Source organism: Mycobacterium sp. NGS58 (assembly GCF_059812385.1).
In genome coordinates this window covers 112,832-130,242 of sequence record NZ_JCALCO010000018.1, presented here as the reverse complement: position 1 = coordinate 130,242, position 17,411 = coordinate 112,832, and the positions used below count along the sequence as shown (strand labels likewise).

The following is a 17,411-nucleotide window of genomic DNA, read 5'->3' as shown; positions in this document are numbered from 1 at the left end:
TTTAACCCGGGCTTCTTAAGGGCATCGCGTCCGCTTTCTTTGAAACCGTGCGTACCACTTCGAGGTACCGCCGGCAATTATGAAAGCCGCGATAACGCCGCCGGTCATGGCGACAACGCTCCTACGGCGCCGTAGACTTCACCGCTCACTTATTCGGGCGTTGTGGTCGCTCTCCCATTGCCAGCGTGCTGCTGGCTCCGTAAATCTAATTGCGTATTCATCGGGCTATTTACTCGCCGCCACGCCAATTTTGAATTCAACCTGGCTCAATCAGGCTCGCACCTGCGTGTTCGCCGGTCGGGCTGATTGCCGCGTGCTGCTGTGACGACAACAGCCGGCGCACTGATTCCCGCAACATTCCACATATGCATAACACCCGCGATAGCATCGGCGAACCGACGGCGGTCAATCTGCCGCGGCTGATCGCCAGCAGAAGGGTGTGATCGATGAGGACCAAGAGCGCGAAGAAGATACTGAAAGCTGTTGCGGTGGCCGCAATGCTGGCCGGCGTGACGCTGGGGTCGTCGGGCTGCATAACGATTGACATCCCCCACGCTCCCGTCTACGCGAATTAGCGGGGTCGGGCCGATAACCGCAAGCTTGACCACAAACCGCGCGGAATCCGCAGCGGTGGGTGGTTGCTGCTGGCACACAACCGTCAGGTGACGAAATCGGCTGGTGTATAACTTAAGCGTTGTGCCACAACGGATTAACGTTTCCAAGCGCAGCTACAAACAAGCACGGAAATTCACGGTCAAATTGACCGAATGGCGGTACAAATGGCGGTACGGGCGCCCTGCACGCCGAGGTGCGTTCGCGACTCGCGTCGGACGACGCTCGATTGGTCGCTGGTCTTTCGATGCCCGCACCGAGGCGGAGGCAGCTGAATCGCTGCGCCGTCATGCCGCCACGGTGCGCTCCGGCCGCGGCCCTCGTTGCGCCGACCCGGCCGGGATCGCGGCTGCGCTCGACGTCGCCGCGACCGCTTTAAGACTGATGCGAAAGTGGGCGTCGGGCAGTCTGGCGCGAGACAGACCGCATCGAGGGTCTCGATGAACTACCGCCTCGCAGCGATGCGGACGTCAGGCGACACTCCGTATGACCACGGCAGTCAGGAGGTACGCTGACCTGTGGAGATACCGTTATGCGTTGACGAGCTCAGCGTTATGGTCATACACTTTGGACGCAATTGTCCGCGCCTTGGCCCGCCGGGGCATCAATGGAATGTGAGATATCGCAATGAACGTAAGTAGCGCCGCTCCCAACGTCTTCGAAGCTGGCCTGCCCACGTTCAGCTACGACTTCACCGCTACTCCGCAGGACATCCTCAAAGACGTGCGAATTGCGCAATCGCGTGCGCCCATCGCCATTGGCCCGCTCGGTCCGGAAATACTGACTTACGATTTGGCTCGGGATATCCTGCGCGACAGCAGGTTTCGGTTGCCACCCGGCCTCACACTGGCAGCGCAGGGCATCACCTCAGGTCCGCTCTACGACAAGATGATGAGCAGCCTTCTCGGTCTCGAAGGTCCGCCACATTCTCGCTTACGCAAGCTGGTGTCCAGGGCGTTCACTCCCCGCTCGACCTCACGCCTTCAGGACACGATCCATGAGGTGGTGAACGAGCTGATCGATCAAGTGGTAGAGGTCGGTCGTTGCGACGTGGTGACCGATATCGCGCGGCCCTATCCCACCCCGATCATGTGTGCGCTGATCGGTGCGCCTCGGGAAGACTGGCACCTTTTCGCACAGTGGACCGACCAGATCTTCAAGGCTTTCAACTTTCAGCCCGACGTCACCTTCGATGAAGCCGCGATCATGCGGTCGTGGAGCGAACTGGACGCCTACGTGGATGACATGGTCGCCGCACGCCGGAGGCATCTGACTGATGATCTGTTGTCTGAGCTCATACGCGCCGAAAGCGAGGGCGACAGGCTCAATCTGGATGAACTGCGCATGCTGGTGGCTGGCTTTTTGATGGCGGGGACGGACACGACGCGAAACCAACTGGCCGCGTCGGTGCAGGTGCTGTGCGAGCATCCGGATCAATGGGCGAAGCTCGGTGAGCAACCAGAGCTTGCGATGCAGGCGGTTGAGGAGAGCATGCGGCACTCGCCCGCGGTCTGTATCGCAGTGCGAGCCGCTACCGAGGATGCCGAATTTGGCGGGTACACGTTCCCCGCGGGCACCTTGGTAGTCGTGAACACCTTTGCGGCCAACCGTGATCCAGCGATTTATGAGAATGCAGATCGGTTCGACATCGCGCGTAAGGACGTGCCCGCGATTCTGACTTTCGGTGGTGGTGCGCACTACTGCCTAGGGGCGAACCTCGCACGCCGGGAATTGGCGGAAGCACTCACGATCCTCACCCGACGTCTCACTGCACCCCACCGTATCGCCCCGGCGCCGTGGAAATCCCTGCTCGGAATGACCGGCCCCACGACACTTGAGATCGAGTTCGACAGCGAAATGCTTGTGGCAGCGGATGCGTAGTCGCGGCTGGGCGGGTGTCACACCCGCCTCGGACGAGGAGGCGATCGCCCGCATTCTGGATGCGGTAGACGACGTGATCGCTGAACACGGATCGGCGCTACGGCTTGCCGACGTAGCCCGAAGGCTCGGAGTCACTCGTCAGACGGTATACCGGTACTTTCCCAATGCCGACGCGCTGCTCGTCGCGAGCGCGATGCGTGCGGTCAACGGTTTCGTCGACCAAGTTGTAGACCACGTCAGCGGCATCAACGACCCGGTCACTGCGGTCGTCGAAATCATCTCGTTCGCAGTTGAGAACCTCATCGGCGATCCACAGTTGGAGAGCTTGCTTACCCGGACACCTGGGGGCGAAGCTGCCGTCTCGCTCACCTCCGACACAGCGATCATTTTCTGTCTGTCGGCCTTCCACCGCCTCGATGTCGATTGGAAGCTTCACGGCTTCGACGCCACTGCGCTCAATGAGCTTGCCGAAATGACCTTGCGCACAGTGCAGTCGCTCCTGACCGATCCCGGGCAGCCGCCACGCGACGGAATCGCACTACGCCGCTTCGTTGCGCGATGGCTCGGTCCAGCGATCCTCTATCCACGGATGACGTCGTTGCCGGTCCACGAACGGCACGCATCATCGGACGAGCACATCGAGCCGGACAGGTGCGCTGAATCGTGAACTTCGGACGAGAGGCCGCCGACGGTTTGCAGCCATACGTTTCGGCTAGCCACGTTTAGGGCAAAGTCGAAGGTAATTGTCCGCCACGTTCCGGGTACGCAACCGCGCCAGGTTTGCCGGTGCCGATGACTAGACAGCGGGCCGCGCGGCATCCGGTGGACAGCCGCCGGAGTGCTGGTAAGTGCTGGCCGATGCTCGCGAAGCATCGCACAGAGATCGCACGACTAAGCGGCTAGACCCACCAGAAATGTGCTTTGAACAGGCAATTCATCTTGTCGGGCTGACAGGATTTGAACCTGCGACCACTTGACCCCCAGTCAAGTGCGCTACCAAACTGCGCCACAGCCCGCGCGCCGATGCTTACACCGGCAGCAGGTCGAAAGCCTACCGTAACTGGCCGACCCGTCTGCCAAGCGACCTCCGCTGCACCGTGACCCGCATGTCGTACCGGGTGTCCCGCGCTACCGGCAGCGGACGACGAAGAAGTGAATCCCGAAGGTGCAAGCGCTGGCTAACACGTTCGGGAAACACCAGACGCTTGGACAGAGGTCGAAGCGCGACCTCGCGAAACGCCACCGCAGTCAGCGCCGCTTTGCTCCCCGTTTTTCGCGGACCCGCACGTTGATCCGGATCGGCGACCCCTCGAACCCAAAGGTCTCGCGCAGCCGGCGCTCCAGAAAGCGGCGATACCCGGCCTCGAGAAAACCGGTGGTGAACAGAACGAATGTCGGGGGCCGGGCGGTTGCCTGGGTGGCGAACAGGATGCGCGGCTGCTTGCCTCCCCGCACCGGGGGCGGCGTCGCCGCCACCACCTCTTTGAGCCACGAATTCAACGGGCCGGTCGGAATCCGCGCATCCCACGAGGCCAGCGCGGTCTCCATGGCGGGCACCAGCTTCTGCAAAGCGCGCCCGGTCTTGGCGGAGATGTTGACCCGCGGAGCCCACCGCAGCTGCACAAGTTCGCGGTCGATCTCGCGCTCCAACAGCTCCCGGCGGTCTTCGTCCACCAGGTCCCACTTGTTGAAAGCCAGCACCAGGGCCCGGCCGGCCTCGATGACCATCGACAGCACCCGCTGGTCCTGTTCGGTGAGGGGGTCCGACCCGTCGATCAGCACGATTACCACCTCGGCCGCGTCGATGGCCGAGTGCGTGCGCACCGAGGCGTAGAACTCGTGCCCGCTGGCCTGGCCCACCTTGCGGCGCAAACCCGCGGTATCGACGAACCGCCACACCTTGTCGCCCAGCTCGATCAGCGAGTCCACCGGGTCCACCGTCGTCCCGGCGACGTCGTGCACCACCGAGCGCTGATCGCCCGCCAGCTTGTTCAGCAGGGAGCTCTTGCCCACGTTGGGCTTGCCGACCAGCGCGACCCGGCGCGGGCCGCCGGACGTGGGCGCCACTTCGGACACCTCGGGCAGCGCGGCGAGCACCTCGTCAAGCAGGTCGGCCACGCCGCGGCCGTGTATGGCGCTGACGGCGTGCGGTTCACCGAGACCCAGCGACCACAGCATCGCCGCGTCCGCCTCTGCCTTGTCGCTGTCAACCTTGTTGGCCGCCAGGAAGACCGGCTTGCCCGACCGCAGCAGGATCCGTGCGGCGGCCTCGTCGGCCGCGGTCGCGCCGACGACGGCGTCGACCACCAGGATCACCGCATCGGCGGTGCGCATCGCCACCGATGCTTGTTCGGCCACTAGTTGCTGCAGTCCCTTGGCGTCGGGTTCCCATCCCCCGGTGTCCTGCACGATGAACCGGCGGCCCGTCCACAGCGCGTCGTAGGACACCCGGTCGCGGGTGACGCCCGGGATGTCCTGCACCACCGCTTCTCTGCGGCCCAGGATCCGATTGACCAGCGTCGACTTGCCGACGTTGGGTCGGCCGACCACCGCCACCACGGGCGCCGGGCCGGCATCGTCCTGTTCGTCGAGGCCGAATTCGACTGAATCCCAGTCGCTTTCGTCACTCCACGTGCCGTCTTGGCTCACCGCACCGCTCCGCTTCGCTGCTTGACCAGGTCGCGCAAGTGCGAAATGACCTGCGCTTCGGTCATCTCGCCGGTGTCGACGACCACCGCGTCCGGGGCCGCCCGCAGCGGTGACACCGCCCGGGTGGAATCCAGGTGATCGCGGCGGCGGACGTCGGCCAGCACCGCCTCGTAGTCGTCGGCCAGGCCGGCTGCCACGTTCTGATCGTTGCGCCGCCGCGCCCTGGTTTCGGCCGACGCGGTCAGGAAGATCTTCACCGGCGCGTCGGGTAGGACGACGGTGCCGATGTCCCGGCCCTCGACTACCACAGTGCCCGGGCCCTGGGCCATTTCGCGCTGCATGTCGACCAGCCGGGTGCGGACGGCGGGCACCGAGGACACCGCCGACACCGAGCCGGTGACCCGGTCGCCGCGGATCTCTGCCGAGACATCTTCTCCTGACAGGAAATAACGGTCGCCATCGGGGTGATAGTCGACCGACATCTGCACCGTCTCCGCCGTGCGCGCGACGGCCTCGGCGTCGGCCGGGTCAACTTCGGCGCGCAGCACGGCCAGCGTCACCGCCCGGTACATCCCGCCCGTGTCCAGGTAGCGCGCCCCGAGCGCTTGCGCCAATCCCTTTGATACCGAGGACTTTCCGGTGCCCGCAGGGCCGTCGATGGCCACCACCATGTCAGTCACAGGCCCACCGCTTTATAAAGCTGGCCAACCTCGTGATGAGCCAATGCCCGGATGGTGCCCGGCCGCTGCTTGCCCAGCGCGACCGGCCCGATGTCGGTGCGCACCAACGACTCCACCGGGAATCCCGCGGCCGCCAGCAGCCGGCGCACGATGCGGTTGCGCCCCTCGTGCAGCGTCACCCGCACCAGCGTCTTGCCCGGAATGGCGTCCACCACCGCGAACTCGTCGAGTTTGGCCACTCCGTCGTCCAATTCGACACCGGCACGCAGCTTCTTGCCGAGCCCGCGCGGCACCGACCCGGTCACGGTCGCCAGATATGTCTTGGGCACCTCGTGGGAAGGGTGCATCAGCCGGTGCGCCAGCTCGCCGTCGTTGGTCAGCAGGATCAGCCCTTCGGTGTCGGCGTCCAACCGCCCGACGTGAAACAGGTTCTTGTTGCCGCGGACCTTGCGCTCGACCAGGTCGCCAATGCACGGCCGGCCGCGGTCGTCGGACATGGTCGAGTGCACACCGCGCGGCTTGTTCAGCGCGAGGTACACCTGCGAGTCGTCGAGCACCACCCGGGCGCCGTCGACGCGGATCACCGAGGCGTCCGGGTCGACGCGAGTGCCCAGTTCGGTCACCACATTGCCGTCCACCTCGACGCGGCCGTCGATAATCAACTTCTCGGCGGCCCGCCGCGACGCAATTCCGGCTTGGGACAACACCTTTTGCAGCCGGATCCCCTGAGCTTCTTCCATCAATCCTGGTCCACGTCGAACGTCAGCGCCTGGTCGGACGACTGACCGCCGGAAAGTTTGATGAAACGTGGCTCGCTGTCCAGGGATTCGCTGAGGTCCTCGATCGTGTCGACGTCGGGAAGCAGCGGCGCGATATCCGGAAGATCGGCCAGCGAGGTCAGCCCCAGGCGCTCCAGGAACAGCTCGGTGGTGGCGAACGTCACCGCACCGGTGTCCTCGTCGGCCCCGGCCTCGCTGATCAGGCCGCGCGCCAGCAGCGTGCGCATCACGGCGTCGACGTTGACGCCACGCACCGCGCTGACCCGCGCGCGGGTCACGGGCTGGCGGTAGGCGACCACGGCCAGCGTCTCCAACGCGGCCCGGGTGAGCTTGGACCGCGCTCCGTCCAGCAGCAGCTTCTCGACGTAGGGCGCGAACCGGGCGCGGGTGTACATCCGCCAGCCCTCGCTGTTTTTCCGCAGATCGATGCCGCTGTCGCGTTCGGTGAGTTGCTCAGCCATCTCCTGCAGCTTGGTGGCGACCCGGTACACCGGTTGCTGGGTGGCCGACGCCAGCGCCTCCGCGGTAACCGGGGTGTCCACCACCAACAGCAGCGCCTCGAGCACCGAGCCCAGCTCTTCGGATTCCATCGGCGCGACTTCGGCGATATCCGGGATGCCCGCGTCGAGCTCTGCTTCGAGATCGACGTCCGGCATATCTGTGTTCAAGCGCCGCTCCTTCTCATCGCTGCGCTCTGCATCGTCGCTGGCGGAGGTCACTTATTCGTCCCGCACTTCTACCAGGGTTTCATTGGCCGGACGTTCCCCGGTCCACGAGATTTGGAGCACGCCGAGCGGCTCTGACTGGTCAAATGCTACCGCCCGGGACCGATACAGTTCGAGCAGCGCCAGGAAGCGTCCGACAACCTCCATCGACGCCTCGCAATCGGCGACCAGCTCGGAGAACGTGGCCCACGCACCGCTGCCCCGGGCTTCCAGGATGGCCAGCAACTTCTTGGCCTGCTCGGGCACCGACACCTGGACCTGGTGCAGGTGCTCGACCGACACGGTCGGGACGGGTCGCGGGCTGAACGCGATCGCGGCGATCTGGGCGAACCGTTCGGCGTCGACGCCGATCATCACCTCGGGCAGCAGTTCGGTGAACCGGTCTTCCAGCGACACCGAGCGCGGATAGCTGCGCAGCGCCGTGGCCTCCAGCTCGGCGAACATTTCGGCGACGTGCTTGAACGCGCGATATTGCAGCAGCCGGGCGAACAGCAGGTCGCGCACCTCCAGCAGGGCGAGGTCCTCGTCGTCGTCGACCCGTCCGGCGGGCAGCAGCCGGGCCGCCTTCAAGTCCAGCAGCGTCGCGGCGACCACCAGGAAAGCCGTGGTCTCCTCCAGCTCCAGCTGCGGACCGATTTCGCGGGTGTAGGCGATGAAGTCGTCGGTGACCTGGTGCAGCGCCACCTCGGTCACGTCGAGGCGATGGGCGAAGATCAGCTGCAGGAGCAGGTCGAAAGGCCCCTCGAAATTGGTCAGCCGGACCTGGAAGCCGTTCTGCTGGGGCGCCTCACCGGTTTCGGTCGCGTTCACGCGCCGAATCGGTCGATGAACTCGCGGGCCAGGGCGCGATAGGCGATCGCTCCGGTGGATCGCGGGGCCCACGTGGTGATGGGCTCGCCGGCCACGCTGGTCTCCGGGAATCGGACGGTCCGGGTGATGACCGTGTCGAACACCAGGTCCCCGAACCGCTCCACCACCCGGGCCATCACCTCGCGGGAGTTGACCGTGCGGGGGTCGTACCGGGTGAGCAGGATCCCGCTGATCTCGAGCTTCGGGTTGAGCCGGTCGCGTACCTTGTCGACGGTGTCGGTCAGCAGCGCCAGCCCGCGCAGCGAAAAGTACTCGCACTCGGTTGGGATCACCACGCCGTCGGAGCAGGCCAGGCCGTTGACCGTGAGCAGCCCCAGGGACGGCTGGCAATCGATCAGCACGTAGTCGTAGCGATCCAGCACCGGGTGCAACGCCCGACCCAGCGTCTGCTCGCGTCCCACCTCGTTGACAAGCTGGATCTCGGCGGCCGACAGGTCGATGTTGCTGGGCACCAGATCCATGTGCTTGACCCGGGTCTGCAGCAGCACGTCGTCGATCGACACCCGCGGCTCGACCAGGACGTTGTGAATGGTCTTTTCCAGCTCGTAATGCGGGACGCCCAGCCCGGCGGACAGCGCGCCCTGCGGATCCATGTCCACCAGCAGCACCCGGCGGCCGTATTCGGCGAGCGCGGCGCCCAGATTGATGGTCGACGTGGTCTTCCCGACGCCGCCCTTCTGGTTGCACATGGCGACGACCTTGGCCGGGCCGTGCGAGGTGCGCGGCTGAGGCTCCGGGATCGCCCGCGGCGGCCGCCCGGTCAGACCGAGCTCGACGCCGGAGTCCGGCTGCTCGGTCATGGCGGGGGTGTTCGGGAGGTGAACATCGTCGGAAAGTCTAACGGGTTCAGCGCGCGAAACCCGGCGACCCGCAGGCAATTAACCAGCCGATATGGGCAAGATTCGGTGGTAGAACGCACATCCCGACAGCCTTTTCACTTCAGTCACAGCAGCACCAATATCCGGGGGCGATAAGGGGCCATGGGAAGGTGACCGCTCCTCGGCATATCGTGACGTCTATGGATCTGAAGCGACGGATTCCTCTTTTGCGGTGGTCGTTCTGGCGCGTGGCCGCCGGCGCCCGAAACATCACCACCACCGGCCAGATCGGTGACGGGCGCGAGGCGGCCGCTGTCGAGTACGTCCTGCGGAACGCGCGCGCGGGCGACATGGACGACGTGCTGGCGACCATCGACAAGTTCGCTTACGAAAAATCCCTGCTGATCAACGTCGGTGACGAGAAAGGGCTGCTGCTCGACGCCGCCGTGCGGCGCGCCGACCCGTCGCTCGCGCTCGAACTGGGCACCTACTGCGGCTACGGCGCCTTGCGCATCGCCAGGGCCGCCCCGAACGCCAAGGTGTTCTCGGTCGAACTCTCCGAGGCCAACGCCGCCAATGCCCGCCAGATCTGGGCGCATGCCGGCGTCGCCGACCGGGTGACCTGTGTGGTCGGCACCATCGGCGACGGCGGGCGCACCCTGGATGCGTTGGCCAACGAGCATGGGTTTGCCCCCGGCACACTGGATTTCGTGTTTCTCGATCACGACAAGGACGCCTACCTGCCCGACCTGAACAGCATCCTGAATCGGCAGTGGTTGCACCCGGGCTCGGTCGTGGTCGCCGACAACGTCCGGGTGCCCGGTGCGCCGAAGTACCGCGAGTACATGCGGCTGCAGCAGGGCAAGCGGTTCAACACCGTCGAGCACAGGGCGCATGTCGAGTATCAGACGCTGCTGTCCGACCTGGTGCTGGAGTCCGACTACCTCGGTTGAGCTACTGCGCCCGCGGGTGGGCCCCGGCCCACACTTCGCGCAGCGCGTGCACGGTGACCATGGTGTAGATCTGCGTGGTCGTCACCGAGGCGTGCCCGAGCAGCTCCTGCACGACCCGCACGTCGGCGCCGCCCTCCAGCAGATGGGTGGCAAAGGAATGCCGCAGCATGTGCGGCGACACCCCCGAGGTGATGCCGGCACGCTCGGCCGCGTCCTGCAGGACTTGCCACGCACTTTGCCGCGACAACCGCCCCCCGCGCACATTGAGGAAGATGCCCGGCGTTCCGCGCCCGCGGCGCGCCAGCTCCGAACGGCCCCGAACCAGGTATGCGTCCAGGGCGGCGACGGCCGGACGTCCGATCGGCACCAGCCGTTGCTTACCACCCTTGCCGCGCAACAACACCGACCGGGCTTGCGTGTCGACGTCGTCGACGTCGAGGCCGACGGCTTCGGAGATACGCGCGCCGGTGGAGTACAGCAGTTCCAGCAGCGCCCGGTTACGCAGGGTCAGCGGGCCGTCGGCCGGACTGTCACCGCCCGCCCCCTCCAGCAGCGCCAGCACCTGGTCGATGGTCAGGCTTTTGGGCAGCCGGCGGCCCGGCGTCGGTGGACGGACGGCACGCGCCACGTCGAGCTCGGCCAGCCCTTCGGCGGCGGCGAACCGATGCAGGCCACGCACCGCGATCAGCGCCCGCGCCGCCGATACGGCGGACAGCGCGGCGGCCCCGGTGTCGGGATCGCCGCGGCGCAGCGCCACCAGGAATTCGCTGACGTCGTTCTCCCCCACCTTGGCCAGGTCATGAATCCCGCGGTCCGACAGGTGCTTTGTGTAGCGGCGCAGATCGCGGCTGTATGAGCTGAGGGTGTTCGCGGCGACGCCGCGCTCGATGGTCAGATGGTCAAGGTAGCCCTGCAACTGCGTGTCCAGCGCCACCGTCGTCATCGCGCGCCCTTGCGCGCCATGAACGCCGTCGGCTTGTCCTGCCAGGGGCTGTCCACCGGCCGCGGCTGCGCGAACCCTGTCGTCACGGCGTGGGCGGCCAGAATCCCTGCCACGGCAATGGCATTGACGATTTCACCGCTGAGCACCTTGCGGGCGGCGTCGGCCAGCGGGTACCACTCCAGTGTCATGTCGGCTTCTTCGTCGTGCGCATCGGGCCTTTCGACGTGAGTCAGGCCGGTGGCCAGGTAGACGCGCACCGACTCATCGCTGAAGCCCGGTGTGGAATCGAGGTCGACGAGCACCCGCCAGGTGTCGGCCTTCAGCCCCGCCTCCTCCATCAGCTCGCGGGCCGCGGTGAGATGAGCTGCCTCGCCGCCCACATCGAGCAGTCCCGCGGGCAACTCCCAGAGCCGCCGACCGAAGGCGTGCCGGTACTGGTAGACCATCGGGATGTTGCCGTCGTCGTCCATCGCGACAACGGCGACGGCGCCGAAATGTTCGACGATCTCGCGGGTCACGACCTTGCCGCCGGGCATCCGAACCCGGTCGCTGCGCAGCGCGAAAATCTTTCCGGTGTACAGCGTTTCGGACGATGCCGTCTCGAAGACGTGGTCAGCCACGGGCCGCGGGCTCAGGTATCGGCCGCGCAGCGCTGTCCCGGTGCTGGATGCCGTTCGATGACTGCTCCGGGATTTCCACCGGCAGCAGCTCGCCCGCCTTGTAGTCGATGGCCGCGCCGACGAAGGCGACGAACAGCGGGTGCGGCCGGGTGGGCCGGCTCTTCAGCTCCGGGTGGGCCTGCGTGCCGACGATGAAGGGATGCACGTCCGGCGGATATTCGACGAACTCCACCAGATGGCCGTCCGGAGATGTGCCGGAGAACTTCAGGCCGCTCTCCGCGATCTTGTCGCGGTAGGCGTTGTTGACTTCATAGCGGTGCCGGTGGCGCTCGGACACCTCGGTGGCGCCATACGCCTGGGCCACAATCGATTCCGGTTCCAGCACGGCGGGGTAGGCGCCCAGCCGCATGGTGCCGCCCAGGTCGGCTTCGCCGGCCACGATGTCCACCTGGTCGGCCATCGTGGAGATGACGGGGTCGGGCGTCTCGGGGTCGAACTCCGCCGAGTTGGCCTGGGTCAGACCGGCGGAGCGGGCGGCCTCGATCACGATGCATTGCAGGCCTAGGCACAGGCCGAGCACCGGCAGCCCGCGCGCGCGGGCGTGGTGGATGGCGCCGATCTTGCCCTCGATGCCGCGGATGCCGAACCCGCCGGGGATCAGCACGCCGTGCACGTCGCCCAGGGCCGCCGCGGCACCGGCTCCGCTCTCACAGTCGTCGGAGGGCACCCACACCAGCTCCACCTTGGCGTGGTGCTTGAACCCGCCGGCGCGCAGCGCCTCGGTGACGGACAGATAGGCGTCGGAGAGCTCAACGTACTTGCCCACCAAGGCGATTCGCACGATCTCGTGCGGCTCGTGCACCCGGCGCAGCAGGTCGTCCCATTCGGTCCAGTCGACGTCCCGGAACGGCAGGTTGAGCCGGCGCACCACATAGGCGTCGAGTTCCTCGCGGTGCAGCACCTTGGGAATGTCGTAGATCGACGGCGCGTCCGGGGTGGAGATGACGCCGTCGATGTCGACGTCACACATCAGCGCAATCTTGTTCTTCAGCGCTTCGGGAACGTCGCGGTCGCAGCGCAGGATCAGCGCGTCGGGGGTGATACCGATGCTGCGCAGCGCGGCCACCGAGTGCTGGGTGGGTTTGGTCTTGAGCTCACCCGACGGCGCCAGGTAGGGCACCAGCGAGACGTGCAGGAAGAAGACGTTCTCACGACCCAGGTCGTGACGCACCTGGCGCGCCGCCTCTAAGAAGGGCTGCGACTCGATGTCGCCGACGGTGCCGCCGATCTCGGTGATGACCACGTCGGGACGGTTCCCCTGGGCGTCGGGCTGGGCCATCGACATGATGCGCGCTTTGATCTCGTCGGTGATGTGCGGGATCACCTGGACGGTGTCGCCGAGGTACTCGCCGCGCCGCTCCTTGGCGATGACCGTCGAATACACCTGCCCCGTAGTGACATTGGCGGAGCCGGACAGGTCGCGGTCCAAAAACCGTTCGTAATGGCCGACGTCCAGGTCGGTTTCGGCGCCGTCCTCGGTGACGAATACCTCTCCATGCTGGAAAGGGTTCATGGTGCCCGGATCGACGTTGAGGTACGGATCGAGTTTCTGCATCGTCACGTACAACCCGCGGGCCGTCAATAGCTGACCAAGGCTGCTGGCGGTCAATCCCTTGCCCAACGAGGAAGCGACTCCCCCGCTGACGAAGAGGTGCTTGGTGGCGGATTGCGGGTGCTTTCGCACAGGCGACCTCCGTGAAGACGGGCAGGGCGTCAAAATTGTTCTAGCGAATAACTAGATGGGCCTGCCGACCCACGGAAATCCACCCTAACATCCACCGCGCTGTGTCGCGGCTAACACGCCCGCTACTGAGGCACCGTGATCGACGCCGCCCCGTGACCCGTGCCGTACTGCCCTGCGTGACCGCCGTTGAGCAGGTCGTGCAGCGCCAGCACCGCGGTGATGCGGCCTGGCGCGGCTTCGACATCGTCGACGGTGCTGATGGCCGAGTTCATTCCGGCGTCGGCGCGGGCCACGGCCACCGCGGCACCCCCGGTCGCCGACCCGTCGCGTCCGGCCAGCAGCGTGCCCGAACCGTGCGGGGCCAGCGCGGCCGAGAACCGGGCCACGCTGACGCCCTTATTGCCGGCGTCCCCGGGTAACGAGCCGCCCGTGACCACAAGTGCGGCGTTGGCCGCGCCCATGTGATCGGTTGTCTGATAGGTGATGAAGCCCGTGTTGCGCAGCGCCGCCAGCACGGTGCTGCGCTGGATGTCATCCACCGCGGGCACTGCGGGATTCGCGTTCGCCAGCAGGGCGATGCCCATCAGGTCGCCCGCCTGTGAACCCTGGTCGACCAGCTTGGTGCTCAGCTGCTGGCCCGCGGGCAGCACCGAGGAGTTCACCACCGTCTGAAGCTTCTCCGCCGAGTTGGCCTCGACGAATTCCTGCGTCAGCGACACCGTTCCGGTCACCGTCCCGCCCGCCTGGCCGATGAACTTCGACACCGCGGCAACGTCGTCGTCCTGGGCATCCGGCGTGCGGAACATCACCACCGACTTGCCACCCAACGCGTCGTGCACCATCCGGCCGGCCAGTTGAGTGTCGAAATTGTTTGCCGCACTGAGCTTTTCGTTCAGCACATTCTTCTGGTCGTTCAGCCCGCTGATCTGGGTGTTCAAGTCGCGCTTTTCGTCGCGCAGGCTGGACAACAGAGTGTCCGACAAGAAGCCCGAGCCCAGCACGACTCCCACGGCCAGCGCGAGGAAGACGGCGGCCAGTGACAAGGCATGCTGACGCAACGAGATCATCTAGGTGACCCACTTCTGCACCGTCAGGCAGAAGTGGTTCCAGTAGTCGGTGACCCAATGCAGCACCACGCCGTCGGTGCGCGACACCCACAGCGCGACGATGACGGCGATCAGCATGGTCAGCGCCAGCAGCGCGATGGCACCCGCCGAGATGTGGTTGCGGTACAGGGTGGCCACGGCCTTGGCGTCCACCACCTTCTCGCCCACCCGCAGCCGGGTCAGGAAGGTGGAAGGATTGCTGTGCGCGCGGGTGCGGTCGAAGAACGTCTCGATGTTGGCGGTGTGGCCGGCCGTCACCAGCAGCGCGGCGCCGTGGTGGTCGGCCAGCAGCAGCGCCAGGTCGATCGCCGACCCGGCGGCCGGGAACGTCATCGCCCCGACGCCGAGATCCTGGATCCGTTCCAGGCCGGGCGCGTGCCCGTCGGCGTCGGCGGGCAACACGACCTGGGCACCGCACTTGAGCGCGTCGGTGCTGATCTGGTCGGGGTCCCCGACGATGACCTGGGGGCGGTAGCCGGCCTTGCGCAGGACGTCGGCGCCGGTGCCGACACCGATCAGGGCCGGCTGATACTCCTTGATGAACGGCTTGAGCGAGCGCAGATCCTCGGCGGCGCTGGGCTCGTCGCCGACGATCACGACGTGCCGGCGGCGCAGGTCGACGTCGACGTCGGGGATGCCGATGCCGTCGATCAGCAGCGGGCTCTCGCTCTTGATGAACTCGATTGTGTTGCCGGCGAACGCCTCCAGGTGCGCGGACAGCCCGCTCTTGGCCTCGCGCATCAGGTCGGCGATGTCGTGATCGGTGCGCTCGGTTCCGCGGACCAGCCTGCGATCGCCGACGTACACCCCGCCCTCGTGCAGGCGGATCTTGGAGCCGTCCTTGACCTTCCTGAAGATGTCGGGTCCGGCCTCGTCGATCAGCGTCACCCCGTTGTTGACCAGGACCTCGGGCCCCATGTTCGGGTAGCGGCCCGACACCGACGGAGACGCGTTGACGACCGCGGCGATGTCAGCCTCCACCAGCGCGTCGGCGGTGATGCGGTCCAGATCCAGGACGTCGAGCACCACGATGTCGCCGGGGCAGACCCGGCGCAGCAGCCGGTCGATGTTCCGGTCAACGCGGGCGGTGCCGACGAGGCCCGGCCGGGCGGGGTTACGGGAAAGCAGACCTGACATCTTCATGGGGGCGATTCTGTCCGCGAAGCCTCGGTGAGGACGGGAGGCGCGCCGTAACATCAGCCTCAGAAGTTATCTAGAGTCCCATTAGTCACATCTGTATTAAGTGTTCCCGACGGTTAGATCTCATCCTTCTGCGCCGCCTCGAGCAGCTCACGGGCGTGCGCACGGCCGCTGTCGGACTCGCCCAGCCCGGCCAGCATCCGCGCCAGCTCGGCGACCCGCTCGTCGTCGGCGACCCGCCGCACCACGCTGGTCCCCTTGGGTCCTGCCCCATGCACCACCAGGTGCACGTCGGCGTACGCCGCGACCTGCGGCAGGTGCGTCACGACGATGACCTGGTGGGTACGCGCCAACCGTGCCAGCCGCCGCCCGATCTGCACCGCCGCCCGGCCACCCACGCCGGCGTCGACCTCGTCGAACACCATCGTCGTGCCCGCCGTCGAGGCGGCCAGGACCACTTCCAGCGCCAACATCACCCGGGACAGCTCACCCCCCGAAGCGCTCTTCGCCAACGGCAGCTGGTCCATCCCGCGGTGCGCCGCAAAGCCGAACTCGACCTGGTCGACGCCGTCGGCGCCGGCGCGGGCCAGCACGCCCGAGGGCAGCATCAGCGCGGCCGCTTCCTCGGCGGCCGACGCGACGTCAACGCTGACGTCGATACCGAACTGGGCGTCGGCCATCGCCAGCCCGGACAGCTCGGCGGTGACCTCTTTGGCGAGCCGCTTGGCGGCCTTGCGCCGGATGTTGCTCAGATCGCCCGCGGCCTGGGCTAATTCGTGCGCGAGCTCGTCCGCCCGCCTCGCCAGCGCGGCCAGCCCTTCCTCGGAGACGTCGAGTTGAGCCAGTCGCTCCCTGGCGTCCGTGGCCCAGGCGAGCACGCCGTCGATGTCCGCGGCGTATTTGCGTGTCAGCGTGCGCAGTTCGGCCTGCCGGGCCAGTTTGGATTCCAGCGCGCTGGCATCGACCGGCAGTTCCTCCAGGAAGCCGCCCAGCTCACCGGCCGCGTCGACAACCACCGTGAGCACCTCGCCGAGCTGGCCGGCCAATGCCAGCAGCTTCCCGTCGTCCGTCGATTCCAGTGCGGCCCTTGCCTTTCCCAGGTTGTCGGTCGCGCTGAACCCGGATCCGTCCGCCTCGTCCGAGGACAGGGCCGCGCGGGCCCCGGCCGCGGCCTCGCGCAGGGTGTCTAGTTCGGACAGCCGCAGGATCTCCGCGACCAGTGCCTCGTCCTCGCCGGGTTGCGGGTCCACGGCGTCGATCTCGTTGAGGGCGAAGTTCAGCCGGTCGGCCTCCAGCGCGAGCTCGCGCATCCGGTTGCGGCGGTCGAGCAGGTCGCGTCGCGCCGACAGCCAGGCGTCACGCAGTTTGCAGTAGCGCTCCAGCGCGGGGCCGGCCTTCGCGAACCGGTCCAGCGCGCCGCACTGCTCCTCGGGCCGCATGAGCCGCAGCTGGTCGTTCTGCCCGTGCAGGGTCAACAGGCCCGCGGTGAAGTCGCCCAGCGACTTGGCCGGCACGCTGCGGCCGCCGAGATACGCCCGCGACGGTCCGTCACGGCTGACCGAGCGCAGCGCGATCACGCTGCCGTCCTCGTCGCGCTGCGCGCCCGACGCGTCCAGCGTCTCGTCCAGCTTCGCGATCACGGAATCGTCGAGATCTGTTGTGGTGAAACGGCCTTCGACGACCGCGCGATCGGCACCGGACCGCACCCGGGTCGCGTCCGCGCGGGCACCGCCGAGCAGGTGCAACCCGGTCACCACCATCGTCTTGCCGGTACCGGTCTCGCCGGTCAATACGGTCAGGCCGCGGTCGAACTCCCCGACCGCGGCGCTGATGGCACCGAGTGACTCGATGCGGATTTCGGTCAGCATGCAATCAGCCCCGCTGTTAAGGC

The 17,411-nt window shown here is 66.7% G+C and carries 16 protein-coding genes and 1 tRNA gene; 3 read left to right on the top strand and 14 right to left on the bottom strand.

Features of this window, described 5'->3' with window-relative positions:
- Positions 1-256: 256 nt before the first annotated feature.
- Positions 257-535: a hypothetical protein gene (locus AC5Y4H_RS17835; protein ID WP_499983607.1), complete on the bottom strand. Its 279-nt coding sequence runs from the start codon at positions 533-535 to the stop codon at positions 257-259.
- A 704-nt stretch (positions 536-1,239) separates the two neighbouring features.
- Between AC5Y4H_RS17835 and AC5Y4H_RS17830 the strand changes: the two genes are divergently transcribed.
- Both AC5Y4H_RS17830 and AC5Y4H_RS17825 read left to right on the top strand, forming a co-directional pair.
- The gene (locus AC5Y4H_RS17830; protein WP_499983605.1) at positions 1,240-2,493 is read left to right on the top strand and encodes a cytochrome P450; all 1,254 of its coding nucleotides are present in this window, start codon (positions 1,240-1,242) and stop codon (positions 2,491-2,493) included.
- The gene (locus AC5Y4H_RS17825; RefSeq protein ID WP_499983633.1) at positions 2,486-3,160 is read left to right on the top strand and encodes a TetR/AcrR family transcriptional regulator; all 675 of its coding nucleotides are present in this window, start codon (positions 2,486-2,488) and stop codon (positions 3,158-3,160) included. The genes AC5Y4H_RS17830 and AC5Y4H_RS17825 overlap by 8 nt, the downstream gene beginning before the upstream one ends.
- A 275-nt stretch (positions 3,161-3,435) precedes the next feature.
- On the opposite strand, the gene AC5Y4H_RS17820 is transcribed toward AC5Y4H_RS17825, so the two are convergent.
- The 7 genes from AC5Y4H_RS17820 to AC5Y4H_RS17790 all read right to left on the bottom strand — a co-directional run bounded on the left by AC5Y4H_RS17820 (position 3,436) and on the right by AC5Y4H_RS17790 (position 8,996).
- Positions 3,436-3,509, bottom strand: a tRNA-Pro gene (locus tag AC5Y4H_RS17820).
- Positions 3,510-3,741: 232 nt separating this feature from the next.
- Entirely contained in the window at positions 3,742-5,142 is a 1,401-nt protein-coding gene (gene der / locus AC5Y4H_RS17815; RefSeq protein ID WP_499983604.1) for a ribosome biogenesis GTPase Der, read from the bottom strand.
- On the bottom strand, positions 5,139-5,813 hold the full coding sequence (gene cmk / locus AC5Y4H_RS17810; RefSeq protein ID WP_499983629.1) for a (d)CMP kinase: 675 nt from the start codon (positions 5,811-5,813) through the stop codon (positions 5,139-5,141). The genes der and cmk overlap by 4 nt, the downstream gene beginning before the upstream one ends.
- A 5-nt stretch (positions 5,814-5,818) precedes the next feature.
- Positions 5,819-6,562: a pseudouridine synthase gene (locus AC5Y4H_RS17805; protein ID WP_499983602.1), complete on the bottom strand. Its 744-nt coding sequence runs from the start codon at positions 6,560-6,562 to the stop codon at positions 5,819-5,821.
- On the bottom strand, positions 6,562-7,257 hold the full coding sequence (scpB, locus tag AC5Y4H_RS17800; protein ID WP_499983624.1) for an SMC-Scp complex subunit ScpB: 696 nt from the start codon (positions 7,255-7,257) through the stop codon (positions 6,562-6,564). Before scpB ends, AC5Y4H_RS17805 begins: the two co-directional genes overlap by 1 nt.
- 63 nt (positions 7,258-7,320) lie before the next feature.
- Positions 7,321-8,136: a segregation/condensation protein A gene (locus AC5Y4H_RS17795; protein ID WP_499983600.1), complete on the bottom strand. Its 816-nt coding sequence runs from the start codon at positions 8,134-8,136 to the stop codon at positions 7,321-7,323.
- On the bottom strand, positions 8,133-8,996 hold the full coding sequence (locus tag AC5Y4H_RS17790) for a ParA family protein (RefSeq protein WP_499983598.1): 864 nt from the start codon (positions 8,994-8,996) through the stop codon (positions 8,133-8,135). Before AC5Y4H_RS17790 ends, AC5Y4H_RS17795 begins: the two co-directional genes overlap by 4 nt.
- 218 nt (positions 8,997-9,214) lie before the next feature.
- On the opposite strand from AC5Y4H_RS17790, the gene AC5Y4H_RS17785 reads away from it, so the two are divergent.
- Positions 9,215-9,967 carry an O-methyltransferase gene (locus tag AC5Y4H_RS17785; protein ID WP_499983596.1) on the top strand — a complete coding sequence of 251 codons (753 nt, stop codon included), beginning with the start codon at positions 9,215-9,217 and terminating at the stop codon, positions 9,965-9,967.
- A gap of 1 nt (position 9,968) precedes the next feature.
- Here AC5Y4H_RS17785 and xerD read toward each other — a convergent pair whose 3' ends face one another.
- From xerD to recN, 6 genes are all read right to left on the bottom strand, one after another.
- On the bottom strand, positions 9,969-10,910 hold the full coding sequence (xerD, locus tag AC5Y4H_RS17780; protein WP_499983595.1) for a site-specific tyrosine recombinase XerD: 942 nt from the start codon (positions 10,908-10,910) through the stop codon (positions 9,969-9,971).
- Positions 10,907-11,530, bottom strand: a complete 624-nt coding sequence (locus AC5Y4H_RS17775) for an NUDIX domain-containing protein (RefSeq protein ID WP_499983594.1) — start codon at positions 11,528-11,530, stop codon at positions 10,907-10,909. Before AC5Y4H_RS17775 ends, xerD begins: the two co-directional genes overlap by 4 nt.
- Complete coding sequence (gene pyrG / locus AC5Y4H_RS17770; RefSeq protein WP_499983592.1) at positions 11,523-13,274, bottom strand: CTP synthase; 1,752 nt, start codon at positions 13,272-13,274, stop codon at positions 11,523-11,525. Before pyrG ends, AC5Y4H_RS17775 begins: the two co-directional genes overlap by 8 nt.
- Positions 13,275-13,396: 122 nt before the next feature.
- Entirely contained in the window at positions 13,397-14,341 is a 945-nt protein-coding gene (locus AC5Y4H_RS17765) for a copper transporter (protein ID WP_499983591.1), read from the bottom strand.
- Entirely contained in the window at positions 14,342-15,523 is a 1,182-nt protein-coding gene (steA, locus tag AC5Y4H_RS17760) for a putative cytokinetic ring protein SteA (protein WP_499983589.1), read from the bottom strand.
- A gap of 113 nt (positions 15,524-15,636) precedes the next feature.
- The gene (recN, locus tag AC5Y4H_RS17755) at positions 15,637-17,388 is read right to left on the bottom strand and encodes a DNA repair protein RecN (RefSeq protein ID WP_499983587.1); all 1,752 of its coding nucleotides are present in this window, start codon (positions 17,386-17,388) and stop codon (positions 15,637-15,639) included.
- Between the last annotated feature and the right edge of the window lie 23 nt (positions 17,389-17,411).

What these genes read in the sequence shown, in the direction of transcription:
- recN (WP_499983587.1), bottom strand. Translation starts at nt 17,388, where the DNA reads ATGCTGACCGAAATCCGCATCGAGTCACTCGGTGCCATCAGCGCCGCG.
- AC5Y4H_RS17785 (WP_499983596.1), top strand. Translation starts at nt 9,215, where the DNA reads ATGGATCTGAAGCGACGGATTCCTCTTTTGCGGTGGTCGTTCTGGCGC.
- AC5Y4H_RS17825 (WP_499983633.1), top strand. Translation starts at nt 2,486, where the DNA reads ATGCGTAGTCGCGGCTGGGCGGGTGTCACACCCGCCTCGGACGAGGAG.
- AC5Y4H_RS17835 (WP_499983607.1), bottom strand. Translation starts at nt 535, where the DNA reads ATGCAGCCCGACGACCCCAGCGTCACGCCGGCCAGCATTGCGGCCACC.
- AC5Y4H_RS17805 (WP_499983602.1), bottom strand. Translation starts at nt 6,562, where the DNA reads ATGGAAGAAGCTCAGGGGATCCGGCTGCAAAAGGTGTTGTCCCAAGCC.
- xerD (WP_499983595.1), bottom strand. Translation starts at nt 10,910, where the DNA reads ATGACGACGGTGGCGCTGGACACGCAGTTGCAGGGCTACCTTGACCAT.
- AC5Y4H_RS17830 (WP_499983605.1), top strand. Translation starts at nt 1,240, where the DNA reads ATGAACGTAAGTAGCGCCGCTCCCAACGTCTTCGAAGCTGGCCTGCCC.
- cmk (WP_499983629.1), bottom strand. Translation starts at nt 5,813, where the DNA reads ATGGTGGTGGCCATCGACGGCCCTGCGGGCACCGGAAAGTCCTCGGTA.
- scpB (WP_499983624.1), bottom strand. Translation starts at nt 7,257, where the DNA reads ATGCCGGACGTCGATCTCGAAGCAGAGCTCGACGCGGGCATCCCGGAT.
- AC5Y4H_RS17790 (WP_499983598.1), bottom strand. Translation starts at nt 8,996, where the DNA reads ATGACCGAGCAGCCGGACTCCGGCGTCGAGCTCGGTCTGACCGGGCGG.
- AC5Y4H_RS17765 (WP_499983591.1), bottom strand. Translation starts at nt 14,341, where the DNA reads ATGATCTCGTTGCGTCAGCATGCCTTGTCACTGGCCGCCGTCTTCCTC.
- steA (WP_499983589.1), bottom strand. Translation starts at nt 15,523, where the DNA reads ATGAAGATGTCAGGTCTGCTTTCCCGTAACCCCGCCCGGCCGGGCCTC.